This is a genomic window from Microbacterium sp. NPDC091382 (assembly GCF_044757025.1).
Lineage (GTDB): Bacteria > Actinomycetota > Actinomycetes > Actinomycetales > Microbacteriaceae > Microbacterium.
Window position 1 is genome coordinate 707393 of record NZ_JBIVUD010000001.1, and the last position, 25041, is coordinate 732433.

Annotated in this window: 15 protein-coding genes; 14 read left to right on the top strand and 1 reads right to left on the bottom strand. The window is 70.4% G+C overall.

What is annotated here, in order from left to right; all coding sequences use genetic code 11:
• The first annotated feature begins 92 nt into the window (after positions 1 to 92).
• The 12 genes from ACIQLK_RS03500 to ACIQLK_RS03555 all read left to right on the top strand — a co-directional run bounded on the left by ACIQLK_RS03500 (position 93) and on the right by ACIQLK_RS03555 (position 21798).
• Positions 93 to 2198 carry an acyl-CoA dehydrogenase gene (locus ACIQLK_RS03500; protein ID WP_400362915.1) on the top strand — a complete coding sequence of 702 codons (2106 nt, stop codon included), beginning with the start codon at positions 93 to 95 and terminating at the stop codon, positions 2196 to 2198.
• Positions 2199 to 2227: 29 nt separating this feature from the next.
• Complete coding sequence (locus tag ACIQLK_RS03505; RefSeq protein WP_400362916.1) at positions 2228 to 2881, top strand: DNA-3-methyladenine glycosylase I; 654 nt, start codon at positions 2228 to 2230, stop codon at positions 2879 to 2881.
• Between the two features lie 2 nt (positions 2882 to 2883).
• On the top strand, positions 2884 to 3324 hold the full coding sequence (locus ACIQLK_RS03510; protein WP_400362917.1) for a cupin domain-containing protein: 441 nt from the start codon (positions 2884 to 2886) through the stop codon (positions 3322 to 3324).
• A gap of 3 nt (positions 3325 to 3327) precedes the next feature.
• On the top strand, positions 3328 to 5625 hold the full coding sequence (locus tag ACIQLK_RS03515; RefSeq protein WP_400362918.1) for an ATP-binding cassette domain-containing protein: 2298 nt from the start codon (positions 3328 to 3330) through the stop codon (positions 5623 to 5625).
• Positions 5626 to 5805: 180 nt separating this feature from the next.
• Entirely contained in the window at positions 5806 to 11922 is a 6117-nt protein-coding gene (locus ACIQLK_RS03520) for an Ig-like domain-containing protein (RefSeq protein ID WP_400362919.1), read from the top strand.
• A gap of 36 nt (positions 11923 to 11958) precedes the next feature.
• Complete coding sequence (locus ACIQLK_RS03525) at positions 11959 to 12930, top strand: AAA family ATPase (protein ID WP_400362920.1); 972 nt, start codon at positions 11959 to 11961, stop codon at positions 12928 to 12930.
• On the top strand, positions 12930 to 14258 hold the full coding sequence (locus tag ACIQLK_RS03530; protein ID WP_400362921.1) for a DUF58 domain-containing protein: 1329 nt from the start codon (positions 12930 to 12932) through the stop codon (positions 14256 to 14258). The genes ACIQLK_RS03525 and ACIQLK_RS03530 overlap by 1 nt, the downstream gene beginning before the upstream one ends.
• Positions 14259 to 14287: 29 nt before the next feature.
• Entirely contained in the window at positions 14288 to 16591 is a 2304-nt protein-coding gene (locus tag ACIQLK_RS03535; protein WP_400362922.1) for a transglutaminaseTgpA domain-containing protein, read from the top strand.
• Positions 16588 to 17709, top strand: a complete 1122-nt coding sequence (locus ACIQLK_RS03540; protein ID WP_400362923.1) for an RDD family protein — start codon at positions 16588 to 16590, stop codon at positions 17707 to 17709. Before ACIQLK_RS03535 ends, ACIQLK_RS03540 begins: the two co-directional genes overlap by 4 nt.
• A complete protein-coding gene (locus ACIQLK_RS03545; protein ID WP_400362924.1) occupies positions 17706 to 18527 on the top strand; it encodes a PP2C family protein-serine/threonine phosphatase in 822 nt (273 codons plus the stop codon). The genes ACIQLK_RS03540 and ACIQLK_RS03545 overlap by 4 nt, the downstream gene beginning before the upstream one ends.
• Positions 18527 to 20101: an FHA domain-containing protein gene (locus tag ACIQLK_RS03550; protein WP_400362925.1), complete on the top strand. Its 1575-nt coding sequence runs from the start codon at positions 18527 to 18529 to the stop codon at positions 20099 to 20101. Before ACIQLK_RS03545 ends, ACIQLK_RS03550 begins: the two co-directional genes overlap by 1 nt.
• On the top strand, positions 20098 to 21798 hold the full coding sequence (locus tag ACIQLK_RS03555; protein WP_400362926.1) for a protein kinase: 1701 nt from the start codon (positions 20098 to 20100) through the stop codon (positions 21796 to 21798). Before ACIQLK_RS03550 ends, ACIQLK_RS03555 begins: the two co-directional genes overlap by 4 nt.
• A gap of 9 nt (positions 21799 to 21807) precedes the next feature.
• Here ACIQLK_RS03555 and ACIQLK_RS03560 read toward each other — a convergent pair whose 3' ends face one another.
• Positions 21808 to 22242 (bottom strand): recombinase family protein, encoded by a 435-nt coding sequence (locus ACIQLK_RS03560; protein ID WP_400362927.1) that lies wholly within the window; start codon positions 22240 to 22242, stop codon positions 21808 to 21810.
• A gap of 163 nt (positions 22243 to 22405) precedes the next feature.
• Between ACIQLK_RS03560 and ACIQLK_RS03565 the strand changes: the two genes are divergently transcribed.
• Both ACIQLK_RS03565 and ACIQLK_RS03570 read left to right on the top strand, forming a co-directional pair.
• Entirely contained in the window at positions 22406 to 23281 is an 876-nt protein-coding gene (locus tag ACIQLK_RS03565) for a neutral zinc metallopeptidase (RefSeq protein ID WP_400362928.1), read from the top strand.
• 192 nt (positions 23282 to 23473) lie between these two features.
• On the top strand, positions 23474 to 25018 hold the full coding sequence (locus ACIQLK_RS03570) for a DEAD/DEAH box helicase (protein ID WP_400362929.1): 1545 nt from the start codon (positions 23474 to 23476) through the stop codon (positions 25016 to 25018).
• Positions 25019 to 25041: the final 23 nt, after the last annotated feature.

Genomic DNA, 25041 nt, shown 5'->3' on the forward strand with positions numbered 1-25041 from the left:
AGCAACTTGGTGCGGCGTTGGAGGACTCCTACCGTGATTGTCGAACTTCCCTGTCCCGTCGCCGTACCCCGGCGTCCTCAGAAAGGCCAGTGATGACCGACACCGTCGTCCGCTCCTCCACTCCCGCCGCCGACAAGCGCACCCCCGCCGGCGGCGCTCCGACCGCGCCGCACACCGCCGACGAGGCGCACGAGCCCCGCATCGACATCGGCGCCGTGGGTGCGATGCTGCGCGGCACCTGGGGCGAGACGCGACTCACCGTTCGCGAGCTCATCAAGGACCCGGCCTACTGGCGCATCGACGGCCAGAGCGTCGCCGACCACCGTGAGCGCGTCATGGGCCAGGTCCGCCTGCTGGCGAAGAACGGCGGCTCCACCCGCGCACTGCCCGAGGAGTACGGCGGCGAGGAGGACAACGGCGCGAACCTCGCCGGATTCGAGGAGCTCGTCCTCGCCGACCCGAGCATGCAGATCAAGTCCGGCGTGCAGTGGGGGCTCTTCGGCTCGGCCGTCCTGCAGCTGGGCACCAAGGAGCACCACGATCGCTGGATCCCCGACATCCGCGACGCGAAGCTTCCCGGCGCCTTCGCCATGACCGAGATCGGTCACGGATCGGATGTCGCGGCCATCGGGACGACGGCGACCTACGACCCCGAGACCGAAGAGTTCGTGATCAACACCCCGTTCCGCGCGGCGTGGAAGGACTACCTCGGCAACGCCGCGGTCCACGGGCAGGCTGCCACGGTCTTCGCGCAGCTCATCACGAACGGCGTGAACCACGGCGTGCACTGCTTCTTCGTACCCATCCGTACGACCGACGGCGAGCTGCTCCCGGGAGTCCAGAGCGAGGACGACGGCGTCAAGGGCGGCCTCAACGGCATCGACAACGGCCGCCTCGCCTTCGACCACGTCCGCGTGCCGCGCACGAATCTCCTCAACCGCTACGGCGACGTCGCCCCGGACGGCACGTACTCGAGCCCGATCGCGAGCACGGGTCGCCGGTTCTTCACGATGCTCGGCGCTCTCGTGCAGGGCCGTGTGTCGCTCGACGGTGCGGCGACGATCGCGTCGTCCCTGGCGATGTACATCTCTCTGACGTACGCGAACCAGCGCCGCCAGTTCGACTCCGGCACCGGAACCGACGAGGTCGTGCTGCTCGACTACGGCAAGCACCAGCGGCGCCTCCTGCCCCTCCTCGCCCAGAACTACGCGCAGTACTTCGCGCACGACGAGCTCCTCCGCACCTTCGACGGCGTCTTCGGCGGAAAGGCCGACACCCCGGCCGAGCGCGAGAACCTCGAGACCCTCGCCGCGGCGCTTAAGCCCCTCAGCACCTGGAACGCGCTGAACACGATCCAGGAGGCCCGCGAGGCCTGCGGCGGATCGGGCTTCATGGCCGAGAACCGTCTCGTCGGGCTCCGCTCCGACCTCGACGTCTACGTCACCTTCGAGGGCGACAACAACGTCCTCCTCCAGCTCGTCGGCAAGCGTCTGCTCGCCGACTTCGCCAAGCAGTTCAAGGGAGCGGATGCCGCGACCCTTGCCAAGTTCGCCGTCGGCCAGACAGCGGGCAAGGTGTTCCACGGCGCCGGCCTGCGAAGCCTCGGCCAGACGGTCGCCGACTTCGGGTCGACCGCCCGTTCGGTCGAGCTCGGCCTCCGCGCCGAGCAGCAGCACGAACTGCTCGCCGGTCGCGTCGAGCAGATGGTCGCCGACATCGCCGGGGCGCTGCGCCCGGCATCCAAGCTGCCCGCGGATCAGGCGGCGGCGCTCTTCAACCAGCACCAGGCGGAGCTCATCGAGGCGGCGCGCGCGCACGGTGAGCTGCTGCAGTGGGAGGCGTTCTCGGACGCCGTGAAGGCGACGACGGATGAGAGCACCCGACAGGTCCTCACGTGGCTGCGCGATCTCTTCGGTCTGCACCTCATCGAGAAGCACCTCGCGTGGCACCTCATCAACGGGCGTCTGTCGACCCAGCGCGGCGCGGCGGTGTCGAAGTACATCGACCGTCTCTGCGCGCGACTTCGTCCCCACGCGCAGGACCTCGTCGACGCCTTCGGGTTCGCGCCCGAGCACGTGCGCGCCCCCATCGCGTCGGGCGTCGAGCGGCAGCGCCAGGACGAGGCCCGTGCCCACTACGCCGACCTCGCCGCACGCGGTGAGGCGCCCGTGCCCGAGAAGTCGCTCAAGAAGAAGTGAGCGTCGGAGGCCGTCGGTAGCCTGAACGCGTGGATACACGCCTCGGGCCCGACGGCCTCCTTCGTTGCGGCTGGGTCGGCGACGACGCCGAGTACCGCCGGTATCACGACGAGGAGTGGGGCCGGCCCCTGCACGGTGACCGGGCCCTCTTCGAGAAGATGAGTCTCGAGGGGTTCCAGGCAGGGCTCTCGTGGATCACGATCCTCCGCAAACGCCCCCGCTTCCGCGAGGTGTTCGCCGCCTTCGAGCCGGAGGCCGTCGCTGCATTCGACGAATCCGACGTCGAGCGGCTCATGGGGGATGCCGGGATCATCCGCAACCGTGCGAAGATCCTCGCCACGATCGGGAACGCGCGTCTGGTCACCGAGATGGAACCGGCAGAGCTCGACGCGTTCATGTGGTCGTTCGCACCGGCATCCCACCGTCGTCCTTCGTCCTTCGCGGAGGTGCCCGCGACGACTCCCGAGTCCGACGCGATGTCGAAGGCGCTGCGCAAGCGAGGGTTCCGGTTCGTGGGGTCGACCACGATGTACGCGCTCATGCAGTCGTCGGGCATGGTCGACGATCACGTCGTCGGATGCCACCGCGCGGAGTCCTCTTCGTCGGAGGGATCCGCGTCGGGAGGCCCCTTGTCCGGGGGCTCCCGTTCCCGCGATCATGTGGAAACGACGGCGGAAGGGTGAGCATGGCGGACTACGAGATCACTGAGATCGGCGGACTCGATCGTTGGCGCGACCACTTCGGAGGGTTCGCCCCCGCACGCTCGCGCGACGGTCGACGCGTCGTCGACCACGAGCTCGGGATGCAGTACATCGGGCTGACCGCCAACGCTCTCGAGCCCGGGGAGGAAGCGGGCTACTGGCACACCCACTCCCGGGTCGAGGAGCTCTACGTCTTCCTCGAGGGTCGCGGCCAGATGGGGCTCGACGACGACCTCGTCGACGTCGGCCCCGGCTCGGTGGTCCGGGTCGGCCAGGGGGTGTGGCGGACATGGCGCGCCCATCCCGAGAGCCCGGGTCAGCTGCGGTGGCTGTGCATCCGAGCCGGCGGCGAGGAGCTGCCCGAGGTCCCCTCGGATGCCACGCGCGACGAGCGGCCGATGCCGTGGTCCGCGCCGGAGGCCTGAGCCGTGGCATCCGATTCGCCCGTCGCCGACGCACACGACGTCATCCGCGTGATCGGCGCGCGTGAGAACAACCTCCAGGGGGTCGACGTCGAGATCCCCAAGCGACGCCTCACCGTGTTCACCGGGGTGAGCGGGTCGGGCAAGTCGTCGCTCGTCTTCGGGACCATCGCCGTCGAGTCGCAACGTCTCATCAACGAGACCTACCCCACCTTCGTGCAGCAGTTCATGGCGCAGCTGAGCCGACCCGACGTCGACGGCCTCGAGAACATCAGCCCCGCGATCATCGTCGACCAGGAGCGGATGGGGGCGAACGCGCGCTCGACGGTCGGGACGGTGACCGATGCGTATGCGATGCTCCGTCTGCTGTTCAGCAGGCTGGGCGAACCGCACATCGGGTCGCCGCAGGCCTTCTCGTTCAACATCCCCTCCGCACCGGGCGCCGACACGGTGACCGGCGGCATGTGCCCGCGCTGCGAAGGACTCGGCGAGGTGAGCGACGTCGACCTCGACGAACTCTTCGACACCTCGAAGTCGCTGTCGCAGGGTGCCATCACCGTTCCCGGCTACAACGTGGACGGCTGGATGGTACGCATCTTCACCGAGTCCGGTTTCCTGGATGCCGCCAAGCCGATCGCCGACTACTCGGCGGAGGAACGCGCGGACTTCCTCTACAAGGAGCCCACCAAGGTGAAGCTCCAGAACATGAACATGACCTACGAGGGTCTCGTCCCGAAGATCACGAAGTCGTTCCTGCAGAAGGATCGTGAAGCCCTCCAGCCGCACATCCGCGCGTTCGTCGACCGCGCGGTGAAGTTCCTGTCGTGCCCGGACTGCGGCGGCAGTCGCCTCAACGACGGCGCGCGCTCCTCGAAGATCGCCGGCGTCGACATCGCCCAGGTCTCCGCGATGCAGATCACCGACCTCTCGGCGTGGCTCGACACCGTCGACCCGACCTCGATCGGTCCGCTGCTGTCGTCGCTCAAGCGTGTCATCGCCTCGTTCATCGACATCGGCCTCGGGTATCTGTCGCTCGACCGTTCGTCGGGAACGCTCTCGGGCGGTGAGGCGCAGCGCACGAAGATGATCCGTCACCTCGGCTCGGCGCTCACCGACGTCACCTACGTCTTCGACGAGCCGACCGCCGGACTGCACCCGCACGACATCCAGCGCATGAACGATCTGCTCCTGCTGCTGCGCGACAAGGGGAACACGGTCCTCGTCGTCGAGCACAAGCCCGAGGTCATCGCGATCGCCGATCACGTCGTCGATCTCGGCCCGCAGGCGGGATCGCGCGGGGGCCGGGTCATGTACGAGGGGGATGTCGACGGCCTGCGCGCCTCCGACACCCTCACCGGGCGGCACCTCGACCACCGGGCCGCGCTCACGACGAGCACGCGCACGGCGACCGGCTCCCTGCCGATCCGCGGCGCGACCCAGCACAATCTCGTCGGTGTCGACGTCGACATCCCGCTCGGAGTGCTGACGGTCGTCACCGGCGTCGCCGGCTCGGGCAAGTCGTCGCTCATCCACGGGAACGTGCCGGCCTTCGACGATGTCGTGGTCGTCGACCAGTCGCCGATCAAGGGATCGCGCCGATCGAGCCCCGCCACCTACACGGGCGTCCTGGACGGCATCCGTACCGCCTTCGCCAAGGCCAACGGTGTCAAGCCGTCCCTGTTCAGCGCGAACTCCGAGGGCGCATGCCCCGCGTGCAAGGGGCTCGGCGTCATCATCACGAACCTCGGGTACACGCAGAGCGTCGAGACGCGATGCGAGGTGTGCGACGGGTCCGGGTTCAGCGACGCGGTCCTGGAATACACCCTCGACGGCAAGAACATCGCCGAGGTCCTCGCGATGTCGGCCGAAGAGGCCCACGGCTTCACGACGGGGCCGGCGAAGACCACCCTCGCGCGCATGATCGACGTCGGCCTGGGGTACATCACTCTCGGACAGGCGCTGAACACCCTCTCGGGCGGCGAGCGGCAGCGTCTCAAGCTCGCGATCGCCATGGCGAAGAAGGGGGCGATCTACGTCCTCGACGAGCCGACCACCGGCCTGCACCTCGCCGATATCGACAACCTGCTGGCGCTGCTGGATCGGCTGGTGGATGCCGGCAACTCCGTCATCGTCATCGAGCACCATCAAGCGGTCATGGCTCACGCAGACCACATCATCGACCTGGGGCCCGGAGCGGGACGAGAGGGTGGTCGCATCGTCTTCGAGGGGACTCCCGCCCAGCTGGTCGATGCCCGATCGACGCTGACGGGGGAGCATCTGGCCCGGTACGTCGGGACGGTCTGACTCCGGGATCGGATCGGGCCCAGAAGCATAGATGGGGAGAACTCCCCACGTCACGCGCTCGCCCTATATTCCTCACTCATTTATCCTTATTCCCGTCCACAACACCGCCGCACGGGGCCCGTACAGCCGCGCGCCGTCGGTACTGCATGCGCGTCTGCCTGGGGGGAAGTCAGAGCACTCATGATGTCATTCGGCTGGTTGCGATCACGCCCCAAGACGTTCGCGTCCATCAGCGCCGTGACCGCGGCGGTCGTCGCCATCAGCGTCCTGGCCCTCACCTACGACGGCGAGCCGACGACCGAGGTCGAGCTCAACGACGGCGGCGTGTGGCTGACGAAGCAGACGAGTCTGCTCGTCGGGCACTTCAACAACGAGTCCCGGGTCCTCGACAACGGACTCCGGACGCTCTCGCCCGACTACGACATCCAGCAGGCAGGCAATCGCGTCCTCGTCACGGACCAGACCGAGAACACCGCGACGGCCGTCGACCCCGCCCGCGTGGTCCTCTCCGACAGCGCCGACCTCGCCTCCGGCGCGACGACGGTTCTCGGCGGTCCGACGGTGGCCACGGTGGACGCTGACGGAGGACTCCGCGCGGCGCCGTTCACGTCGATCGCCGCGGTGGGCAAAGAAGCGGGCGATCCGATCGCGAAACTCGGCAAGGGCGCGGTCGTCACCGTCAGCACCGCCGGCATCGTGTATGCCGTCTCTCCGACGAAGGGCAAGCTCTTCGCGTACGGCCCCAGTGCGGACGGCAGCTTCGTCCAGACGGCGGAGCGCGACCTCGAGGGCATCGACAAGGGCGACGAGCTCGCGATCAGCGCCGTCGGAGGCGTCAGCGTCGTCCTCGACCGGACCACCTCGGTGCTCTATTCGAGCGACGGTCTCCAGACCGAGGTCCCCACGGAGGCCGTCCTCCAGCAGCCGTCCAACGTCACCGACACCGTCACGCTCGCGACGCCGACGCAGCTGGTGCGCGTCCCGCTCGCCGGCGGCGACCCGGTCGTGACGGATGCCGACGCCGGCGGAGGAAACCCTGCCCAGCCCGTGTACGTCGCCGGCTGCGCCTACGGCGCCTGGTCGGGCACGGGCGCGTTCATCCGTGACTGCGCGGGCGACGAGAACGACCTCACCAAGACAATCAAGGGTGTCGACGGCAAGAGCGACCTTCGCTTCCGCGTGAACCGCGACGTCGTGGTCCTCAACGACGTCTTCGGAGGCGGCGCGTGGATGGCCAGCGACGCGCTCCAGCAGGTCGACAACTGGGAGGACCTCACGCCTCCCGAGGGCGAGGGCGAGGAAGAGGAGGAGACGACCGAGGAGACGATCCAGACGACTCTCCCCGAGCGCAGCGAGCAGAACACTCCGCCGATCGCCGAGGACGACCGCTACGGCGTCCGTCCGGGCCGCACCACGGTCCTCCCTGTGCTCGAGAACGACCTCGACGCCGACGGCGACGTGCTCGTCGCGAAGGTCGTCACACCGCCGTCGACCGGCAAGGTCATCCCCATCTACAACGGCACCGCCCTGCAGATCGCCATGCCCGAGGATGCGACGGGGACGACGAACTTCACCTACGAGGTCTCGGACGGCCGCGGCGGAAAGGACACCGCCCGGGTCTCGCTGACGGTGAAGCCGCTCTCCGAGAACTCCCCGCCCGTGCAGAAGCGCAAGACGGCCATCACGGTCGAGACGAACGGCGTCGTCTCGTACAACGTCCTCAGCGACTGGGTCGACCCCGACGGTGACGACATCTTCCTCCAGTCCGTGACCACGGACGGCGGAGATGAGGCCGAATTCACTCCTGACGGCCAGATCACCTACCGCGCCATCGGCGGCACCCAGGGGCGCAAGGACGTCGCCATCTCCGTCTCGGACGGAAGCGAGAGCACCACCGGTGTCGCGCGCTTCGACATCCGTCCCCTCGGCACGACGCTCCCGGTCACGAACGCGGACCACGTCGTGACGCGTCCCGACCGTCCGGTCATGGTCCGTCCGCTGACGAACGACACGAGCACCGGCTCCGAGCCGCTCCGCCTCACGCGCGTCGACGACGTCGAGGGCGGTACCGTCACTCGCGACTACCCTGACAAGTCCTTCACGTTCCAGTCGTCCAAGGTCGGCACTTACTACGCGACCTACCTCGCCTCGGCGGGTCCCAACTCGGCTCCAGGCATCGTCCGCATCGACGTCCTGCCCGAGGAGGATGCCGATGCCGCGCCGATCGCGGTGCGCGATGTCGCGCTCCTCCCGGCCGGTGGGGACGTGCTCGTCAACGTGCTCGGCAACGACACCGATCCGCAGGGCGGCATCCTGGTCGTCCAATCCGTCTCGGTCGACGACGACGCGGGCGTCGCTGCAGCCGTGCTCGGGCATGAGACGGTGCGCGTGAGCGACCAGGCCTCGCTCGACACGCAGGTCCGGCTGACGTACACGATCTCGAACGGGGAGCAGTCCGCGGAGGGCGAGATCATCGTCATCCCGGTGCCCGCACCCGAGAAGCTCCGGCCGCCGATCGCCGGGGACGACGAGGTCGTCGTGCGCGCCGGCGACGTCGTGACCATCCCCGTGATGGACAACGACTACAGCCCGAGCAACAGCGAGATCCATGTCTCGCCGACCCTCGTGCCCCCGCTGATCGACGAAGCCGACGGCGACCTGTTCGTCTCGGAGGACACGCTCCGCTTCCGCGCCGGGCCCGAGGCGAAGACGGTCAATGCGACCTACGAGGTCGTCGACGAGGGCGGGCAGCGGGATGCCGGCTACGTCACCATCCGCATCCTTCCCCGCGACGACAAGGCGAACGCCGCTCCGCGTCCGCGCGACGTGACCGTCCGTACGCTCAGCAATTCCGCCGTCACGGTGCCCATCGACCTGAACGGCATCGACGCGGACGGCGACTCGGTCGAGCTCGTCGGTCTCGCCTCGGCGCCGAAGAAGGGCCAGGTGTCGGCGATCGAGGCCGACTCCTTCACCTACACCGCGTTCGAGGACGCCGTGGGTGTCGACCGATTCCAGTACCGGGTCCGCGACGCGCTCGGCAAGGAGGCGACCGCCACCGTCGAGGTGGGCATCGCGCCCTCGCCCAGCACCAATCAGGCTCCCTACGCCGTGCGCGACACGATCACCATGCGCCCGGGGCGCACCGTCGCGGTCGACGTCCTGAAGAACGATTCGGACCCTGACGGTGACAAGTTCGGCTTCGCCGAGAACGCCGTCCAGGTGCCGGACGTCCCGGGTCTCGGCGCGAAGGTCTCGGGGCAGCAGCTGCTGATCACCGCCCCCGACGAGCCGATGCAGACGAGCGTGCTCTACACGATCGCCGACGAGCGCGGCCTGAGCGCGACGACCTCCGTGCAGATCACGGTCGACCCCGACGTTCCCCTCGCCCGCCCCATCGCACGCGACGACCGCGTCCTCCCCGAGCAGGTCGAGGAGGACGGCAGCGCCGTCGTCGACGTGCTGGCGAACGACGACGATCCCGACGGCACGCGGTCCGCGCTGAGAGTGTCGCTCGGTGCCGGCGGCGAGAACGCCCGCGTCGGCTCGGGTGGCAGGGTCAGTCTGAAGATCACCGACGACCGCCAGCTCATCACCTACTTCGTCACCGACGAGGACGACCAGGTCGCGGCGGCGTTCATCCACGTACCGTCGTTCCAGGACCTGCCCCCGACGCTCATCTCCACCGAGCCCGTGACGGTCAAGAGCGGCGAGACGATCGACCTGCCGCTGTCCGAATACGTCCGCGCCTCCGGCGGCGGCGATGTCGTCATCACCGAGGCCGAGAAGGTCGCCGCGGCGCACAGCAACGGTGCGAACCTCGTCAAGGACGAGTCGACGCTGACCTACACGTCGGCGGAGCGCTACTTCGGCTCCGACGCCCTCACCTTCGAGGTCACCGACGGCAACGGTCCAGACGACCCGGAGGGGCGCAAGTCGACCCTTTCGATCCCGATCACGGTTCTTCCGCCCGACAACGTTCCGCCGACCATGACGGGCGCGTCGATCTCCGTCGCACCGGGAGAGGACCCGACGACTCTCGGCCTGCGCGAGCTGGCCTCCGACCCCGACCCGGGTGACATGGAGAAGCTGCAGTTCTCGCTCGCGTCCGACGCGCCCGCCGGAGTCGACGCCTCGATCGACGGTCAGACCCTGCGTGTGTCCGCGCAGGCGGATGTCCAGAAGGGCACGCGGTTCTCGCTCACGGTGCGCGCCACCGACGGCCAGACCGAACCGGTCGAGGCCACCATCCAGGTGACGGTGACGGCCTCGACTCGCGAGCTCCCGTCGGTGAACGACGACGTCGTCGCCCAGGCCGATCAGGGTGAGACCGTGTCGATCGACGTCCTGAAGAACGACGTCAACCCCTTCCCCGAGAAGCCGCTCGAGATCGTCAACACCCAGATCGAGACCGGCGACGTGACGAGCGTGGATCAGTCCGGCGGGACGGTCCGTGTCACCACCGACAAGGACTTCGTCGGCAACGTGGTGGTCCGTTACACGGTGCAGGATGCCACGGGCGACCCCGATCGGCGTGTCGATGGCCGCATCCGCATCACCGTCCAGGGACGCCCCGATGCCCCCGGCAAGCCGACGGTCACGACGGTCGAGAGCCGAACCGTGGTGCTCAGCTGGACGCCCCCGGTCGACAACGGACGCCGGATCGAGAAGTACACGGTCACCTCGACCGCCGGCGGCTACACGCGCGACTGCCCGTCGACGACGTGCACCCTCGACGGCCTGACGAACAACGTCGAGTACAACTTCGTCGTGACCGCGACCAACAGCGTCGGCGAGTCCGACCCGTCGGTCCCGTCCGAGACCGCTCGGCCCGACGTGCGGCCCGATCAGCCCGCCCCGCCGACCCTCAAGTTCGGCGACCGCAGCCTCGACGTCAGCTGGACGGCGCCGCGCACCGAAGGGTCCCCGGTGGAGAGCTACACGCTCGAGATCTCGCCGGCGCCGCCGTCCGGTGTCGCGCAGAAGACCGGTATCGCCGCGACGCGCGTGACGTGGGACGGCCTGCAGAACGGCACCGAGTACCAGGTCCGCGTCCGCGCCCACAACCGGGCGCCGGAGCCGTCCGACTTCTCGCAGTGGTCCGCCGGCGAGATCCCGGCGGCGCCGCCGTCGGCTGCCGCCGCGCCCACCGTGGCGCGCATGGAGCCGGTGGGCAATCGCGCGCAGATGCGCGTCTCGTGGAACGCGCCGGCCGACAACGGCGACGCGATCTCGGGGTACGAGCTCCGTGTCATCCGCGGCGGCAACGTCGTCGACACGCTGTCGATCTCTGCAGGCGAGACCAGCCAGGCGGTCGTCGTCGACACGTCCGAGACCGACTACACGTACAGCGTCCGTGCGCGCAACAAGGCCGGATGGGCGGAGTGGAGCGCGCAGTCGGCGCCGCGTCGTGCCTTCACGCCCCCGGGCGCGCCGACCGGCGTGTCGGCTCGCGAGGGTGACAACCGGGTCACCGTCCAGTGGCAGCCGGGCGCATCGAACGGCGCCAGCGCGAGCGAGATCCAGTACCAGTACAACGTCAACGGCGGCGGCTGGCGTGCGGACTGGGTCTCCGGTGGCGGCTCCGGCACGTCGGGCACGATCGGCAACGGCGTCGTGAACAACAACGGCGCTTACACGGTGCAGATCCGCGCCGTGGCGACCGCCGACGGGACGACCTACGAGGGTGCGGCGTCGGCGGCATCCAACCAGGTCCGGCCCTACGGTCAGATTGGGAACCCGTCTGCGAGCGCATCGACCGTCGGCGACGGCAGGACCATCAGAATGAGCTGGTCCTCGCCTGCCGCGAACGGCCGTCCGGTCACGACGGAGATCCGCACCGGCGACGGCAACGGGTGGCGCAAGGTCGCCGCGTCCGGCACGGAGGACTACCGCGTGGACTACAGCACGACGCGCACCATCGAGGTCCGCACCAGCGCGGACGGGAGCGCGACCACGACCGCCCAGGCGAGTGCGCGCAGCGTGGATGCGCCGCCGCCGCCGCAGCCCCGGGTGTGGGTCACGCGTGGAGATCGCGCTCCGCAGAGCTGTGCCAACGGCTGCTACAAGTTCGTCGTCAACACCCGGGACTTCCCGGCCGGCCGGTACAACGTCGCCTGCAAGTACAGCGGCGGCAGCGGCAACGTCAGCAACAACGCCTATGCCTACGACCTCCCGGCCAACGGCTCGAAGCAGATCGAGTGCTGGCTCGGTGCCGACGGCTACGACGTCTGGGTGGACATCCAGGGTTGGGGTGGTGCCGTCGATACGGAGAAGCAGTGGTGGCCACGTGGATGAGTCGGTGAAGAGTTTTCGAGAGCAAGGACTGAACGAATGAGCATGACCCCCGAACAGGCGGCCTGGTTCCGTGACACCTTCACGCGCCTCGTCGACAACGTCGACCAGGCCCTGATGGGCAAGCGCGAGATCGTGGGCCTCGTACTGGCCGCGATGCTCGCCGAGGGCCACGTCCTCCTCGAGGACGCTCCCGGTACGGGCAAGACCAGCCTCGCGAAGGCGCTCGCCGCGAGCGTGCAGGGAACGTCCACCCGCATCCAGTTCACGCCCGACCTGCTGCCCTCCGACGTCACCGGTGTCACGATCTACGACCAGCAGAACCACAAGTTCGAGTTCCACAAGGGACCCGTCTTCTCTTCGATCGTCCTCGCCGACGAGATCAACCGCGCCTCGCCGAAGACGCAGTCGGCCCTGCTGGAAGTGATGGAGGAGTCGCGGGTGACGGTCGACGGTGTCGCGCACGAGGTGGGTCGCCCGTTCCTCGTCATCGCCACGCAGAACCCGATCGAGCAGGCGGGTACGTACAAGCTTCCCGAGGCGCAGCTCGACCGCTTCATGATCAAGACCTCCATCGGTTACCCCTCGCTCGCCGTGGCGGAGCGGATCCTCGCCGGGGACGTCGAGCGCAACCCGTCGTCGAAGCTCAGCCCGGTCATCACGACGAAGGCCGTCGCCGACATGGCCGACCTCGCCGCCACCGTCCACGTCGACCCGGCCGTGGCCCGCTACGCGGCGCAGTTGGTCGAAGCGACGCGCGAGTCGGATGCCACCAAGCTCGGCGTCTCGGTCCGTGGCGCGATCTCGATGATGCGCATCGCACGCGTCGTCGCGGCATCCCAAGGTCGTCACTACGTCATCCCCGACGACGTCAAGGCTCTCGCGGCTCCGGTATGGACCCACCGCCTCGTCCTCGACCCCGAGGCCGAGTTCTCGGGCACGACGTCCGAGTCGGTCATCGAACGTGCCCTCACGCAGGTCGAGGCGCCCCTCGCGAGGGCGTCGGCCTGATGACGATGACGCCGGAGACGGTCGCCGCGCCGGACGCGCCCGGCCCCTCCGGCGCGCCCGCCGACACCGCCGACGACGCTCCCGCATTCGCGCCGCGACAGGCGACGACCCTCGAGAGGCTGCGCGAAGGCGCTGCGGTGTGGGGGCGGCGTGCCGGCGCGCAGATCGCCGTCGTCGCCGGGGTGATCCAGGTCACCGGCTGGGTCGTGATCGCCGTCGCGATCGTCCTGTGGGTGACCGCTCTCACGCTCGGCTGGCAGGAGGCGTTCGTCGCCGCCATCGTGGCCACGGTCCTCGCACTTCTATGCGTCGCCTTCCTGTTCGGGCGCACGGCGTACGACGTGGACCTCGACCTGACGCGCACCCGCGTCGTGGTGGGGGAGCGGGCCGTCGGCGCACTCACACTGGCCAACCGCACCTCCCGCGCTCTGCTGCCGTCCGAGATCGTGCTGCCGGTCGGATCAGGACGCGGCGTCTTCCAGGTGCCGCGTCTGCCGGCGGGCGGCGAGCACGAGGAACTCTTCGCGATCCCCACGACGCACAGGTCGGTCCTGTCCGTAGGCCCCGTGAGCGTGCTCCGGGGGGACCCGCTGGGCCTGTTCGAGCGCACGCACGATCGCCGTCAGGCGGTCGATCTGTTCGTCCACCCGCGGACCCTTCCGCTCGAGGGCCTCTCGCTGGGCCAGATGCGCGACCTCGAGGGACTTCCCGACCAGCACCTGGCCCGCGACGACGTGTCGTTCCACGCCCTGCGCGACTACCAGCCGGGCGACGACCTCCGGCACGTCCACTGGAAGTCCACGGCGCGCACGGGCACGCTCATGGTCCGCGAGTACGAGCAGACCCGCAGGTCCCACTTCGTCGTCGCGCTGTCGACGCACCCGGGCGAGTACCGGGACGCCGAGGAATTCGAGACGGCGATCTCCGTCACCGGCTCCGTCGGTCTTCGTGCGCTCCGTGATTCGCGTTCCCTCGACGTGCGCACGTCCGAGGGCAAGATCCGCGCCGAGACCGGCCGCCGGTTCCTCGACTCGCTGTCTGCGCTCGAGACCACCAAGCCCCGCGACGGCGGCATCGTCGCGCTCGCCGGCATCCTCGCCGCCCATTCGCCGGATGCCGCCGTGGCCGTCCTCATCTGCGGGTCCACGGTCGACGCGGGCCAGATCCGATTGGCCTGCTCGCGTGTGCCGTTCGGTGTGCGCACCATCGCGGTGATCGCGGACGGCCGTCTCGACTCGCCTGAGCTGCGCCGCGTGGGCGACGCCGACGTCGTCGCTCTCGGCCACCTCGACCAGCTCCCGAACGCCCTCCGCAAGGTCCTCTCGTGAATCGTCTCGCCTCCCTGATGCTCCCGGGCATGACCTGGCGCCGTGTCGTCGCCGACGTCGGCGCCGTGATCCTCCTCCTGGCTGTGGGCATCATCGGCTTCGCCGCCACCTTCGACGGGGCGTCGTACCTCGTCGCCGCGATCGGTGCGCTCCTGCTGGGGCTCGTGCTCGCGTGGGTCGGGGCTCGCTGGCGCTGGGGGGTGCTCACCCTCACGGGTGCGACGATCGCGGTCTACTTCCTCTTCGGCGGCGCGCTCGCCCTGCCCCGGACCACGTTCCTCGGGGTCGTTCCGACGCTCGAGACGTGGCGGCAGCTCGCGGTCGGCGTCGTGACCTCGTGGAAGGACCTGCTCACGACGGTGCCGCCCGTCGACCCCGGCGACGGTCACCTCATCGTGCCGTTCCTCATGACGCTCGTCGCGTCGGTGCTGACCGCCTCGCTCGCGCTCCGACTGCAGCGCGCGGCCTGGGCGCTGATCCCCGCGTCCCTGTACATCGCGGGTGAGATCCTCCTCGGGACGGCGCAGGCCATCGTCCCGATCGTCCAGGGTGTCATGTTCACCGTCGTCGCGGTCGTCTGGCTCGCCCTGCGCACGATGTGGAGCCCGGAGCGCCCCGCTGTCGAAGCGGCGACGCCGGGAGCGGATGCCTCGCGCGCCGCGCGGCTGCGTCGGCTCATCTCGGGTGGTGTCGTCCTTGCTCTCGCGACGGGCGCGGGTGCCGCGGTCGCGGCGACGGCCGCGCCCCCGACGCAGCGCTACATCCTGCGGGATTTCGTCGTCCCGCCCTTCGACATCCGCGATTACGCGAGTCCGCTGCAGGCCTGGCGCAAGTACGTCCGCGACTACACGACCGACCCGCTGTTCACCGTCTCGGGCCTGCCGAAGGACGGCCGGGTGCGCCTGGCGACGATGGACTCCTACGACGGAGTCGTCTACAACGTCGCCGAGGACGGCGCGGGATCGTCGAGCGCCTTCACCTCGATCCGCTCGAATATGTCCCCCGAGGTGACCGGCACCGAGACGACGGTGCGCGTCGACATCGAGAACCTCTCGGGCGTCTGGCTGCCCACCGTGGGCGCCGCCCGCGAGTTCGATTTCGCCGGGTCCCGTGCGACCGATCTGCGACGGGGCGCGCACTTCAACGACGGAACCGGCACGGCCGTCACCACGGCGGGTGTCCGCTCGGGCGACGCGTACACGATCGACACCGTCGTCCCCCCGGTCATCAAGGACGAGCAGCTCGCGGACACGCCCTTCGCCTCGCTGAAGATGCCCAAGCAGTCCGGCATCCCGCAGGCTCTCAGCGAGATCGCGTCGGACGCCACCGAGGACGCCGAGACGCCCATCGATCGGGCGCGCGCGCTCGAGACGTACCTGAAGACCGACGGATACTTCAGCCACGGCCTCGCCAGCGACGTGTACTCGCCGTCGGGCCACGGTGCCGCGCGGATCTCGATGCTCGTCTCTAACGAGCAGATGATTGGCGACGACGAGCAGTACGCCGTGACCATGGCGCTCATGGCGACCCAGCTCGGTATGCCCGCGCGCGTCGTGATGGGCTGGCATCCCGACCAGGGCGAGAAGGATGCCGGTGGCGTCTTCACCGCGACGGGCGAGAACATCCACGCGTGGGTGGAGATCGCATTCGAGGGTGTCGGGTGGGTGCCGTTCGACCCCACCCCCGACGAGGACAACGAGCCGAGCCAGCAGAACACGAAGCCGCGGGCGAACCCCAAGCCGCAGGTGCTGCAGCCGCCTCCGCCTGCGCAGGAGCCCGCCGAGCTCCCGCCCGCCCTGGCGGAGGAGCGCGATCAGGACGAACAGCCCGAGTCCGATCTGGGATGGCTGCTGTCCGCTCTGCTATGGACGGGTGTCGGCCTCGGCGGCATCCTCCTGCTCCTGTCGCCCTTCCTCGTCATCGGTGGGATCAAGGCCGCACGGCGCACGCGCCGACTGCACGCGGAGCGGACCGCGGACCGCGTGTCGGGCGGATGGGACGAGCTCGTCGACCGCGCCGTGGACTACCGCATCAGCGTGCCCCCGGGCGCGACGCGTGCCGAGAGCGCCGCGGTCGTCGGCGAGAGCTTCGACGGCGCCCGGGTCACCACGCTCGCGCATCGCGCCGACGCCGACGTCTACGGGCCCGGCGACCCCAGCCCCGAGGACGTCGACGCCTTCTGGCGCGAGGTGGACGAGATCGTCGCGGGCATGGCCGGCGGCGCGACGTTCTGGCAGCGGCTGCGGGCGCGATTGAGTCTGCGATCGCTGCGACGCGACCGGAAGAACCTGTGGGCGAGTCTCTCGGCGATGGCTCGGATGCGTCGGAGATGAACGAGCGTCACCCGGCGACGATGCCTCACCGCATCCTCGCCGTCGTCATCGACTCCGTGATCGCGGGCGTCGTCATCGCGCTCGTATCGGGTGTAGTCGCGACCGCATCCGTCCTCGCAGGCAGCCGGGTGGTGCTTCTCTCGCTCGCTCCCGCGGTCGCCCTCGCGTCGATCGCGTGGTTCCTGGTCCACACCGCGATGCAGGGCGGACGGGGCTCCCTCGGCATGAGACTCTTCGGTATCCGGCTCGCCCACGCCGCGGACGACGCCGACCTCGGTTTCGGACGCGCGCTGGGACGCAACCTGATCTGGGGTCTGACCGGCAGCGTCATCGTCGGGGTGTTCTCGCCCCTTTTCGATGCGTCGCGGTGGCGGCGCGGATGGCACGACATCGCCTCCGGAGCGGTCGTGGTCGAGTCCTCCCGCGTCGGAGGGCGTGAGCGGGTCGCGACGGTGCCGTCCTCCGCGCCGATGGTCGCCTCGGCGCCGGTCGTCGCATCGCCACCGGTCGTCGCACCGTCACCGGTCGTCGCACCGTCGGCGGCTCCCGCGCCGGAGCCGTCGCTCGCGGTCGCGTCCGTTCCCGTGAGCACGCCCGCGCTCGCCCCCGTGGTCGCCCCCGCTCCTGCCGATCTCGCTCCGCGGGGCGCGGCTCTGCGCGCACCCGCCTGGGCCCCGGCATCCCCTCCGGCGAACCGACGCATCCCGCGGACCCTGCCTGTCGACGTCATCTCGACGGTCCCGGGCGTTCCACACCGCGAGGCCCAGCCCGGGGCAGTGGAGCACGCGAACCCGCCGGTCATCGCGATCCTCCGGTGGGATGACGGCACTCGCCACAACGTCTACGAGCCGAGTCTCTTCGGACGCGGCCCGGGGCAGCAGGATGGTCGGCGCAGCGTCGCCGTGCGGGACGAGACCCTCTCCATGTCGAAGACCCATTTCGAGATCGGCGTCGATGCGGCCGGGTCCTGGGTCGTCGACCGGCACTCGCTGAACGGTGTCGTCATCGTCCGCGGCGGTCAGCCGCAGCGGCTCGTCCCCGGCGAGTCCGCGCGCATCTGGTCGGGCGACGTCCTCGAACTGGGCGATCGACGCCTCACCGTGGAGAGCGCCCGATGAGCGCGATCGAGGTGGAGGTCGGGGCGGCGACGCATCCGGGTCTGCGGCGACGAGTCAATGAGGATTCCCACCTCGCGGAGTATCCGCTGTTCCTGGTCGCCGACGGTATGGGCGGCCACGATGCGGGCGCTGCCGCGAGCTCCGCCGTCGTCGCCGAGTTCCGCACCCTCGTCGGCCTCGAGTCCGTCGGCATCGAGGGGATGCGGGATGCGCTCGCCCGCGCGCGTGCCGCCGTGCTCCGCATCAGCCATGAAGGACGTGCGGCCGGGACGACGCTCACCGGCGTCGGGGTCACCGAGGTCGGCGGACACGGCTACTGGCTCGCGATCAATGTCGGCGACTCGCGCACATACAGATACGCCGAGGGCGAGCTCGAGCAGATCAGCGTCGACCACTCCGTCGTCCAGGAGTTGATCGACGCGGGTGAGCTGACCGGCGACGCCGCCTCCCGCGACTCCCGCCGCAACGAGATCACCCGGGCGATCGGCGCGGGAAGCGGCGGAGAGGCCGACTTCTGGCTCGTCGCGGCCGAGCCCGGAGACCGCATGCTCATCTGCTCGGACGGCCTGTCGGGTGAGGTTCCCGAGGAGCGGATCAGCGGCATCCTGCGGGACGTCAGCGACCCCGGCGAAGCGGCGACCCGCCTCGTGCACGAGGCGATGCTCCACGGCGGGCGCGACAACATCACGGCTGTCGTGGTCGATGCCGTCCGCGTGTCAGGGCAGGATGATGATGCGTACGACACGTCGCCTGCCGGGGGCGTGTCGCATGCCGACGAGGACACACGGCCGCGTGCAGCGGCAGGAGGAGACGCCTGATGCGCTCTGTGCGATACCGGCCCGACGGCAACGCCGAGGCGTGGCGTGCGGCCGTGACCGGATCCGCGCTCGCCGTCCTGCCTCCCGCGGTCACCCCGCACGCGGTCGAGGGCGTCTGGCGTCGGCTGGACAGCGGCGGCATCGGTGCCGTGCTCGAGTCGCTCACCGGTGCGTTCGGGACCTCCCTCGCGGCGATCCCGCCGTTCGGTCTCGCGGTCGCGGAAGGCGACGGCGTTCGCGTCGCCGTCCGCGGCCCGGTGACACTCGTCGTCGAGACGGCCGACGGCACCGACGCGATCTCGGGAGCCGGCGTCGCCACCTGGACCGAGCGATTCCTGCCCGGCGTCCGCCGCGTGAGCGTCGACCTCGGGAGGGGGACGGATGCCGACCTGCTGCCGATCGGATCGGGAGTGGTGCTCGCGGCCGAGGTCGTCTTCGACCTGACGGGAGGCGACGCGTCCACGCCCGCCGCCGTCGCGGTGCCGTCGGCGTCCGCTGCTGCCGTTGCGGCCGTGCTGGAGCCCGCGCCTGAGCCTGCGGTCGTGCCCGAGCCCGAGCCCGAGTCCGCACCTGAGCCGGAGCCTGCGGCCGAGTCAGAGCCCATCGCCGGCCGGCAGCCGGCAGCCCCGTCGGAGCCCACGTCCGCAGCGCAGCCGCCCTCGACTCCCGGGTCGCCCTCCGCCCCCGAGCCCGCTGCCCCCGAATCGCCCTCCGCCCCCGAATCCGCTGCCCCCGAGTCCGCTGCCCCGGACGCCGCTGCCCCGGACGCCGCTGACGCGGACGATCTCGGCGAGACCATCGCCTCGCCGCGCGCTCGAGCGAGTGACTCCGAGGTCGCCTCGTCCCCGCCCGGTCTCGTCACCGGCGTGCCGCCCCTGAACACTCTCGGCGGATCGCCGGTGTCGACGCCGTCGTCCGAGCCCGAGTCGCACAGCCCCGCGGACCACTCCGAGACCATCTCCGGCGTCCACGACGACCCGGAGATGGGTGCGACCATCGTGAGCCCGCGCACAGCCGCGAAGGGCACGGCGCCCGTGCCCGCCCTCCCGCCGTTCGTCCCGCCGCACCCGGCGCCGCCCGTACCGCCGATGCCGCCCCTGCCGGACGAGACGACCGGCGCCGAGTCTCTCGGCGATCATGACGGCGCGACGGTGTCGGTCGCCGAGGCCCGCGCGATGCGCGCGGCATCCGCCTCGTACGACCCGATCGAGGACGTGCCGCCGCGCAGCCCCTCTCGCGGACGCATCCGCCTCGCCGACGGGCGTGTGGTCGAGCTCGAGCGCACCGTCATCGTCGGGCGCCGTCCCCGTTCCACGCGGCCGGCCGAGAACGACCTCCCCACGCTCGTGGCGGTCGACGGGCCGCAGCACGACATCTCCCGCAACCACGTGGAGATCCGAGCCGAGGGTGAGCACGTGCTCGCCGTCGACCTCGCGAGCACGAACGGCACCGTGCTCCTGCGCGGCGGTCACGACCCCGTCCGCCTGCATCCGAACGAGCCGACCATGGTGATCGACGCCGATGTGCTCGATCTCGGTGACGGCGTCACCCTCACCTTCGAGGATCTTCCGTGAGCTCCAAGCGCGCGCCCGCACCGCCGCCCCAACTCCCCGGCTTCTCGTACGTCCAGGTCCTCGGATCCGGGGGCTTCGCCGACGTCTACCTGTACGAGCAGGCGCTGCCGCGGCGTCGGGTCGCGGTCAAGGTCCTCCTCGCAGACAAGATGACCAGCGGCGTGGCCGAGCAGTTCCAGGCCGAAGCCAACGTCATGGCGATGCTGTCGACGCATCCCGCCATCGTCACGATCTACCAGGCCGGCGTCTCGGACGACGGCCGGTCGTACCTCGTGATGGAGTACTGCTCCAAGCCGAACCTGCAAGTCCGGGCCCGGTCGGCGCCCATCTCGGTCGCGGAGTCGCTGCGCGTCGGCATCCAGGTCGCCGCCGCCGTCGAGACGGCCCACCGAGCCGGCATCCTCCACCGCGACATCAAGCCGGCGAACATCCTCGTCACGGAGTACAACCGCCCCGCGCTCACCGACTTCGGCATCGCGACGACCGCGGAGGGGACCGACCCCTCGGCGGGGATGTCGATCCCGTGGTCCCCGCCGGAGTCGTTCGCCGACGCGCCGGACTTCACCGTGCGCTCGGACGTCTGGGCCCTGGGCGCCACCGTCTACAACCTGCTCGCGGGTCGGTCTCCGTTCGAGGTCCCCGGAGGCCGCAACGGCGGTGCGGACCTGATCCGCCGGATCGAGTCCGAGCCGCTCGCGCGCCTCGAGCGCGCGGACGTGCCTGCGTCCCTGTTCCACGTGCTGGAACGCTCGATGGCGAAGCGGCCCGGCGACCGATACGAGTCCGCCGTGGCCTTCGCTCGCGCGCTGCAGAAGGTGCAGATCGAACTGGCGCACTCCGTCACCCCGATCGACATCCTCGACGACGCCCCTCCTGTCGAGGACGAGGAGGAGGACGGCGAGCTCACCCGCGTCCGCGGCATCGTCAGCATCGATCCGCACACGGCTCCGGCCGCGGGGCCCACCTGGGAGCGTTCCGCTCTCGCGGGTGGACTCGCCGCAGGGATGGATGCCACGGCTCGCCGTGACACGTCGGCCTGGGCTCCTGCCGACACGGGAACGAACACCGGCTCGGACGCGACCATGCTGCGCCCGCCGACCGCGATCCCGCCGTCGGCTCCGGTCACCACCGCGGCGGACGAGGGGACGATCGTGCGGGGACCCCAGCGCATCCCCGCAGCCACGGCGCCGACGGCGCCGGTCCCGCCGATGGACACCGGGTCGCCCCAGACGACGGCTCCGCCCGCTGTCACACCCTCCGCTCCGGCGCCGTCCCGCAAGGGGCTGTGGATCGGACTGATCGCCGCGGCGGTGGTCGCCATCGTGGTGGTGGGGGCGGTCATCGTCGCGTCGCTGCTGACGCCGCCCGCCGACGAGGCGGCACCGTCGACGTCGCCCTCGGCCGCACCGATCCCCCAGGACCCGGTCTCGGAGTACATCGCGCCGCCCACCGAGGGTGAGAGCTCGGTGGCCGGGGGCAAGGCGACGTTCCGGTGGATCAACCCCGATCCGCAGGAGGGCGACACCTACCTGTGGCAGCAGGTCCGACTCGACGGCGGCGAGGCGACGGCCGCGAACGTGCCCGAGACGAGCGTCACGGTCTCCCTGGGCAACGACACGCAGGTCTGCATCGACGTCAGCGTGCGCCGCGAGAACGGCTCGACGAGCGACCCGCTCCGCATCTGCGCGACGTCCTGACCCGACGGATCAGGCCCGGTCGAGCACCTTCACGATGACCGAGCGGCGGCGCAGCTCCGCGACCGTCCGCGTCTCCTCGTGCGTGTCGCGGCCGAGCGCCTTCACGTCGGTCACGACGAGCACGTCTCCGGCGCCGAGGCGCCCGAACAGGCGCGTGAGCCGTTCCTCCCACGTCTCGCCGATGTCCGGGGCGGGATGCCGGAACCCTTCGATCGGCACGCCGAACTGCGCGAGCGCCTCACGCTGCGCGACGACGCTCGGCATGTCCGGGCGTGAGACGACGAGACCCACGAGCCGCGAGCCGGCGGGGAGGGCCAGCCACCATTCGGGGTTGGGGTGCAGGGCGGCGAAGCCGGGGGCATCCGTCGTGGGATCGTCGGGGATCGCGATGAGGCGAGACTCCGCGTAGTCCCCGGGCGCCGGTTCGTCCGCGCGTGCGTCCACTGTGATCTCCTCCGCGTGCGACGACGCGATCAGCGCCGTCGCACTCCATTGTGTCCGATCGCCCCATTGTGTCCGATAGCCGGTGCCGCGGAGGTGCGAGTACGGTTCCGGCCGCGGACGCAACCCGTGTCGTCCGACGCAGCGCCGGGAGTACCGTCGCCGCATGACCTTCAACCCGAACGCGGATGTGCGGGGCAAGAGCGCGACCCGTCGCGGCGGCCGCGGTCCGATGATCGCCGGTGGCGCCGGGGTCGGGGTGATCGGCATCGCCGTCCTGCTGTTCTCCCTCTTCACGGGCCAGGACTTCAGCGGCCTGCTCGGTGGCTCGCCGGGCGGCGGCGGCCAGGAGCAGGGGACCGCACTGACGAACTGCCAGACCGGCAGCGACGCCAACAACGACGATGCATGCCGGCTCGACGCCGGAGAAGAGGTCATCAACTCCTACTGGGAGGGTCAGTTCGGCGGTGACTACCGGGCGCCGAGCCTCGTCATCGTCGATCAGCAGACGCAGACGCCGTGCGGCACGGCATCCAATCAGACGGGCCCGTTCTACTGCCCGACCGACGAGACCGTCTACATCGACCCGACCTTCTGGTCCATCCTCCGCGGACAGCTCGGCGCCGAGGGCGGCGACTTCGCCCAGCTCTACGTGCTCGCCCACGAGTACGGCCACCACGTCCAGCATCTGACGGGCGTCTTCGACGACCACCCCCGGGACGGCACGGGCCAAGACAGCAACGCCGTCCGCACCGAGCTGCAGGCCGACTGCTACGCGGGAGCCTGGGCGGCCGACGCCCCGGAGCAGACGGATGCCGCCGGCCAGCCCTACCTGCTCGAACCGACGCGCGCGCAGATCGACGACGCGCTCTCCGCTGCCGCGGCCGTCGGCGACGACCACATCCAGGCGCAGTCCGGGCGCGTGAACCCGGAGAGCTGGACCCACGGCTCGAGCGAGCAGCGTCAACGCTGGTTCATGGCCGGATACGAGGGCGGCCCGTCAGCGTGCGACACGTTCGCCGTCTCGAGCCGAGACCTCTGAGAGGCCCTTCCCCGAGGCGCCTGATAGGCTGAACGGGTTGCGGCGCCTTTCCTGGTGCCCCTCGCGTCGTAGAACGCATCATCCGCTGCCGATCCTCTGATCGTCGCTGGCGACTCCTTCTCACGGCGCACCCGTCTGCGCATCCGCACTCGGGACACCGATCCGGGCGAACACGCCCGAGTTAGCTCTGTCATGACTGAACCCACGTTCGGCACGCTCGGCGTGCCCGCCCCCCTCATCACCGCGCTCGCCGCGGAGGGCAAGACCAGCCCGTTCCCGATCCAGGTCGACACCCTGCCCGACACGCTCGCCGGTCGCGACGTGCTCGGCCGCGGTCGCACCGGCTCGGGAAAGACCCTCGCCTTCTCGATCCCCATGGTCGCCCGTCTCGGGCAGGGCCTCGCCGGCGGCACGCGTCGCCGCGGACGCATCCTGGGTCTCGTCCTCGCGCCCACCCGTGAGCTCGCGACGCAGATCGACCGCACCCTCGCACCGCTCGCCGCGGCCTACGGCATGAAGACCGCCACCGTCTTCGGCGGCGTGAACCAGAACCGTCAGGTCGAGGCGATCCGCGCCGGCGCCGACATCATCGTGGCCTGCCCCGGCCGCCTCGAGGACCTCATGCAGCAGAAGCTCGTGAGCCTGGATGCCGTCGAGATCACCGTCATCGACGAGGCCGACCACATGGCCGACCTCGGCTTCCTGCCCGGCGTCACCCGCATCCTGAACGCGACCCCGCAGGGCGCGCAGCGTATGCTGTTCAGCGCGACGCTGGACAACGGCGTCGACAAGCTCGTGAACCGCTTCCTGCAGAACGAGGTGCTGCACTCGGTCGACGAGGCGCACTCGCCCGTCGCCGCGATGACTCATCACGTCTTCCACGTGCCCGGCTCCGATGAGAAGAAGGAGCTCGTTCGCTTCCTCGCCTCGGGCACCGGTCGCCGCATCCTGTTCCTGCGCACCAAGCACGCCGCGAAGAAGCTCGCCAAACAGCTGACGTCGCAGGGCATCCCCTCGGTCGACCTGCACGGGAACCTCTCGCAGCCGCAGCGCGACCGGAACCTGGCCGCGTTCTCGGACGGCTCCGCCCGCGTGCTCGTCGCGACCGACGTCGCCGCACGAGGTGTGCACGTCGACAATGTGGAACTCGTCGTCCACGTCGACCCGCCCATGGAGCACAAGGCGTACCTGCACCGCTCGGGCCGTACCGCCCGGGCCGGTGCCGAGGGCGCCGTCGTCACAGTGGTCCTGCCCGAGCAGCGTCGCGACGTCGACCAGCTGCTGCGCAAGGCGTCGATCTCCGTCACGCCCGAGACCGTGACCGCGGCATCCGCGTCGGTCGTCGAGCTCGTCGGCGAGATCGCCCCGCACGTGACCCCGGCACCCGAGCAGCCGCAGGTCCGCGGTGGTGGGCAGAGTCAGGGCGCGAACGCGCAGCGCAAGCGCGCCGCCCGCGAGGGCCAGGGCGGCGGCCGCGGGCAGGGCGGCGGACGCGGTGAGGGTGGTCGCGGACGCGGTCAGGGCCGCACGTCCGACGCCTCGCGTCGCTCCTCCGACGCGCCGCGCCGCGACGGCCAGGCCGCGCGTTCGGCCGGCCAGCCCACGACGCACGGCACCCCGAAGGCCGCTCCGACCGGTGGCACCCGTCGCACCGGCCGTCGGGCGACCGGCGGCGGTGCGCTCACCGTCGGATCGGTGGTCCGTCAGAACGGTGCAGGTCGCCGCGGCGGCCGCTGAGCCGCAGCATCCAGGTCGAGAGC

Coding starts and splice junctions, on each gene's coding strand:
- ACIQLK_RS03530 (WP_400362921.1), top strand. CDS start 12,930: ATGACGATGACGCCGGAGACGGTCGCCGCGCCGGACGCGCCCGGCCCC.
- ACIQLK_RS03540 (WP_400362923.1), top strand. CDS start 16,588: ATGAACGAGCGTCACCCGGCGACGATGCCTCACCGCATCCTCGCCGTC.
- ACIQLK_RS03535 (WP_400362922.1), top strand. CDS start 14,288: ATGACCTGGCGCCGTGTCGTCGCCGACGTCGGCGCCGTGATCCTCCTC.
- ACIQLK_RS03550 (WP_400362925.1), top strand. CDS start 18,527: ATGCGCTCTGTGCGATACCGGCCCGACGGCAACGCCGAGGCGTGGCGT.
- ACIQLK_RS03545 (WP_400362924.1), top strand. CDS start 17,706: ATGAGCGCGATCGAGGTGGAGGTCGGGGCGGCGACGCATCCGGGTCTG.
- ACIQLK_RS03510 (WP_400362917.1), top strand. CDS start 2,884: ATGGCGGACTACGAGATCACTGAGATCGGCGGACTCGATCGTTGGCGC.
- ACIQLK_RS03570 (WP_400362929.1), top strand. CDS start 23,474: ATGACTGAACCCACGTTCGGCACGCTCGGCGTGCCCGCCCCCCTCATC.
- ACIQLK_RS03520 (WP_400362919.1), top strand. CDS start 5,806: ATGATGTCATTCGGCTGGTTGCGATCACGCCCCAAGACGTTCGCGTCC.
- ACIQLK_RS03500 (WP_400362915.1), top strand. CDS start 93: ATGACCGACACCGTCGTCCGCTCCTCCACTCCCGCCGCCGACAAGCGC.
- ACIQLK_RS03525 (WP_400362920.1), top strand. CDS start 11,959: ATGAGCATGACCCCCGAACAGGCGGCCTGGTTCCGTGACACCTTCACG.
- ACIQLK_RS03565 (WP_400362928.1), top strand. CDS start 22,406: ATGACCTTCAACCCGAACGCGGATGTGCGGGGCAAGAGCGCGACCCGT.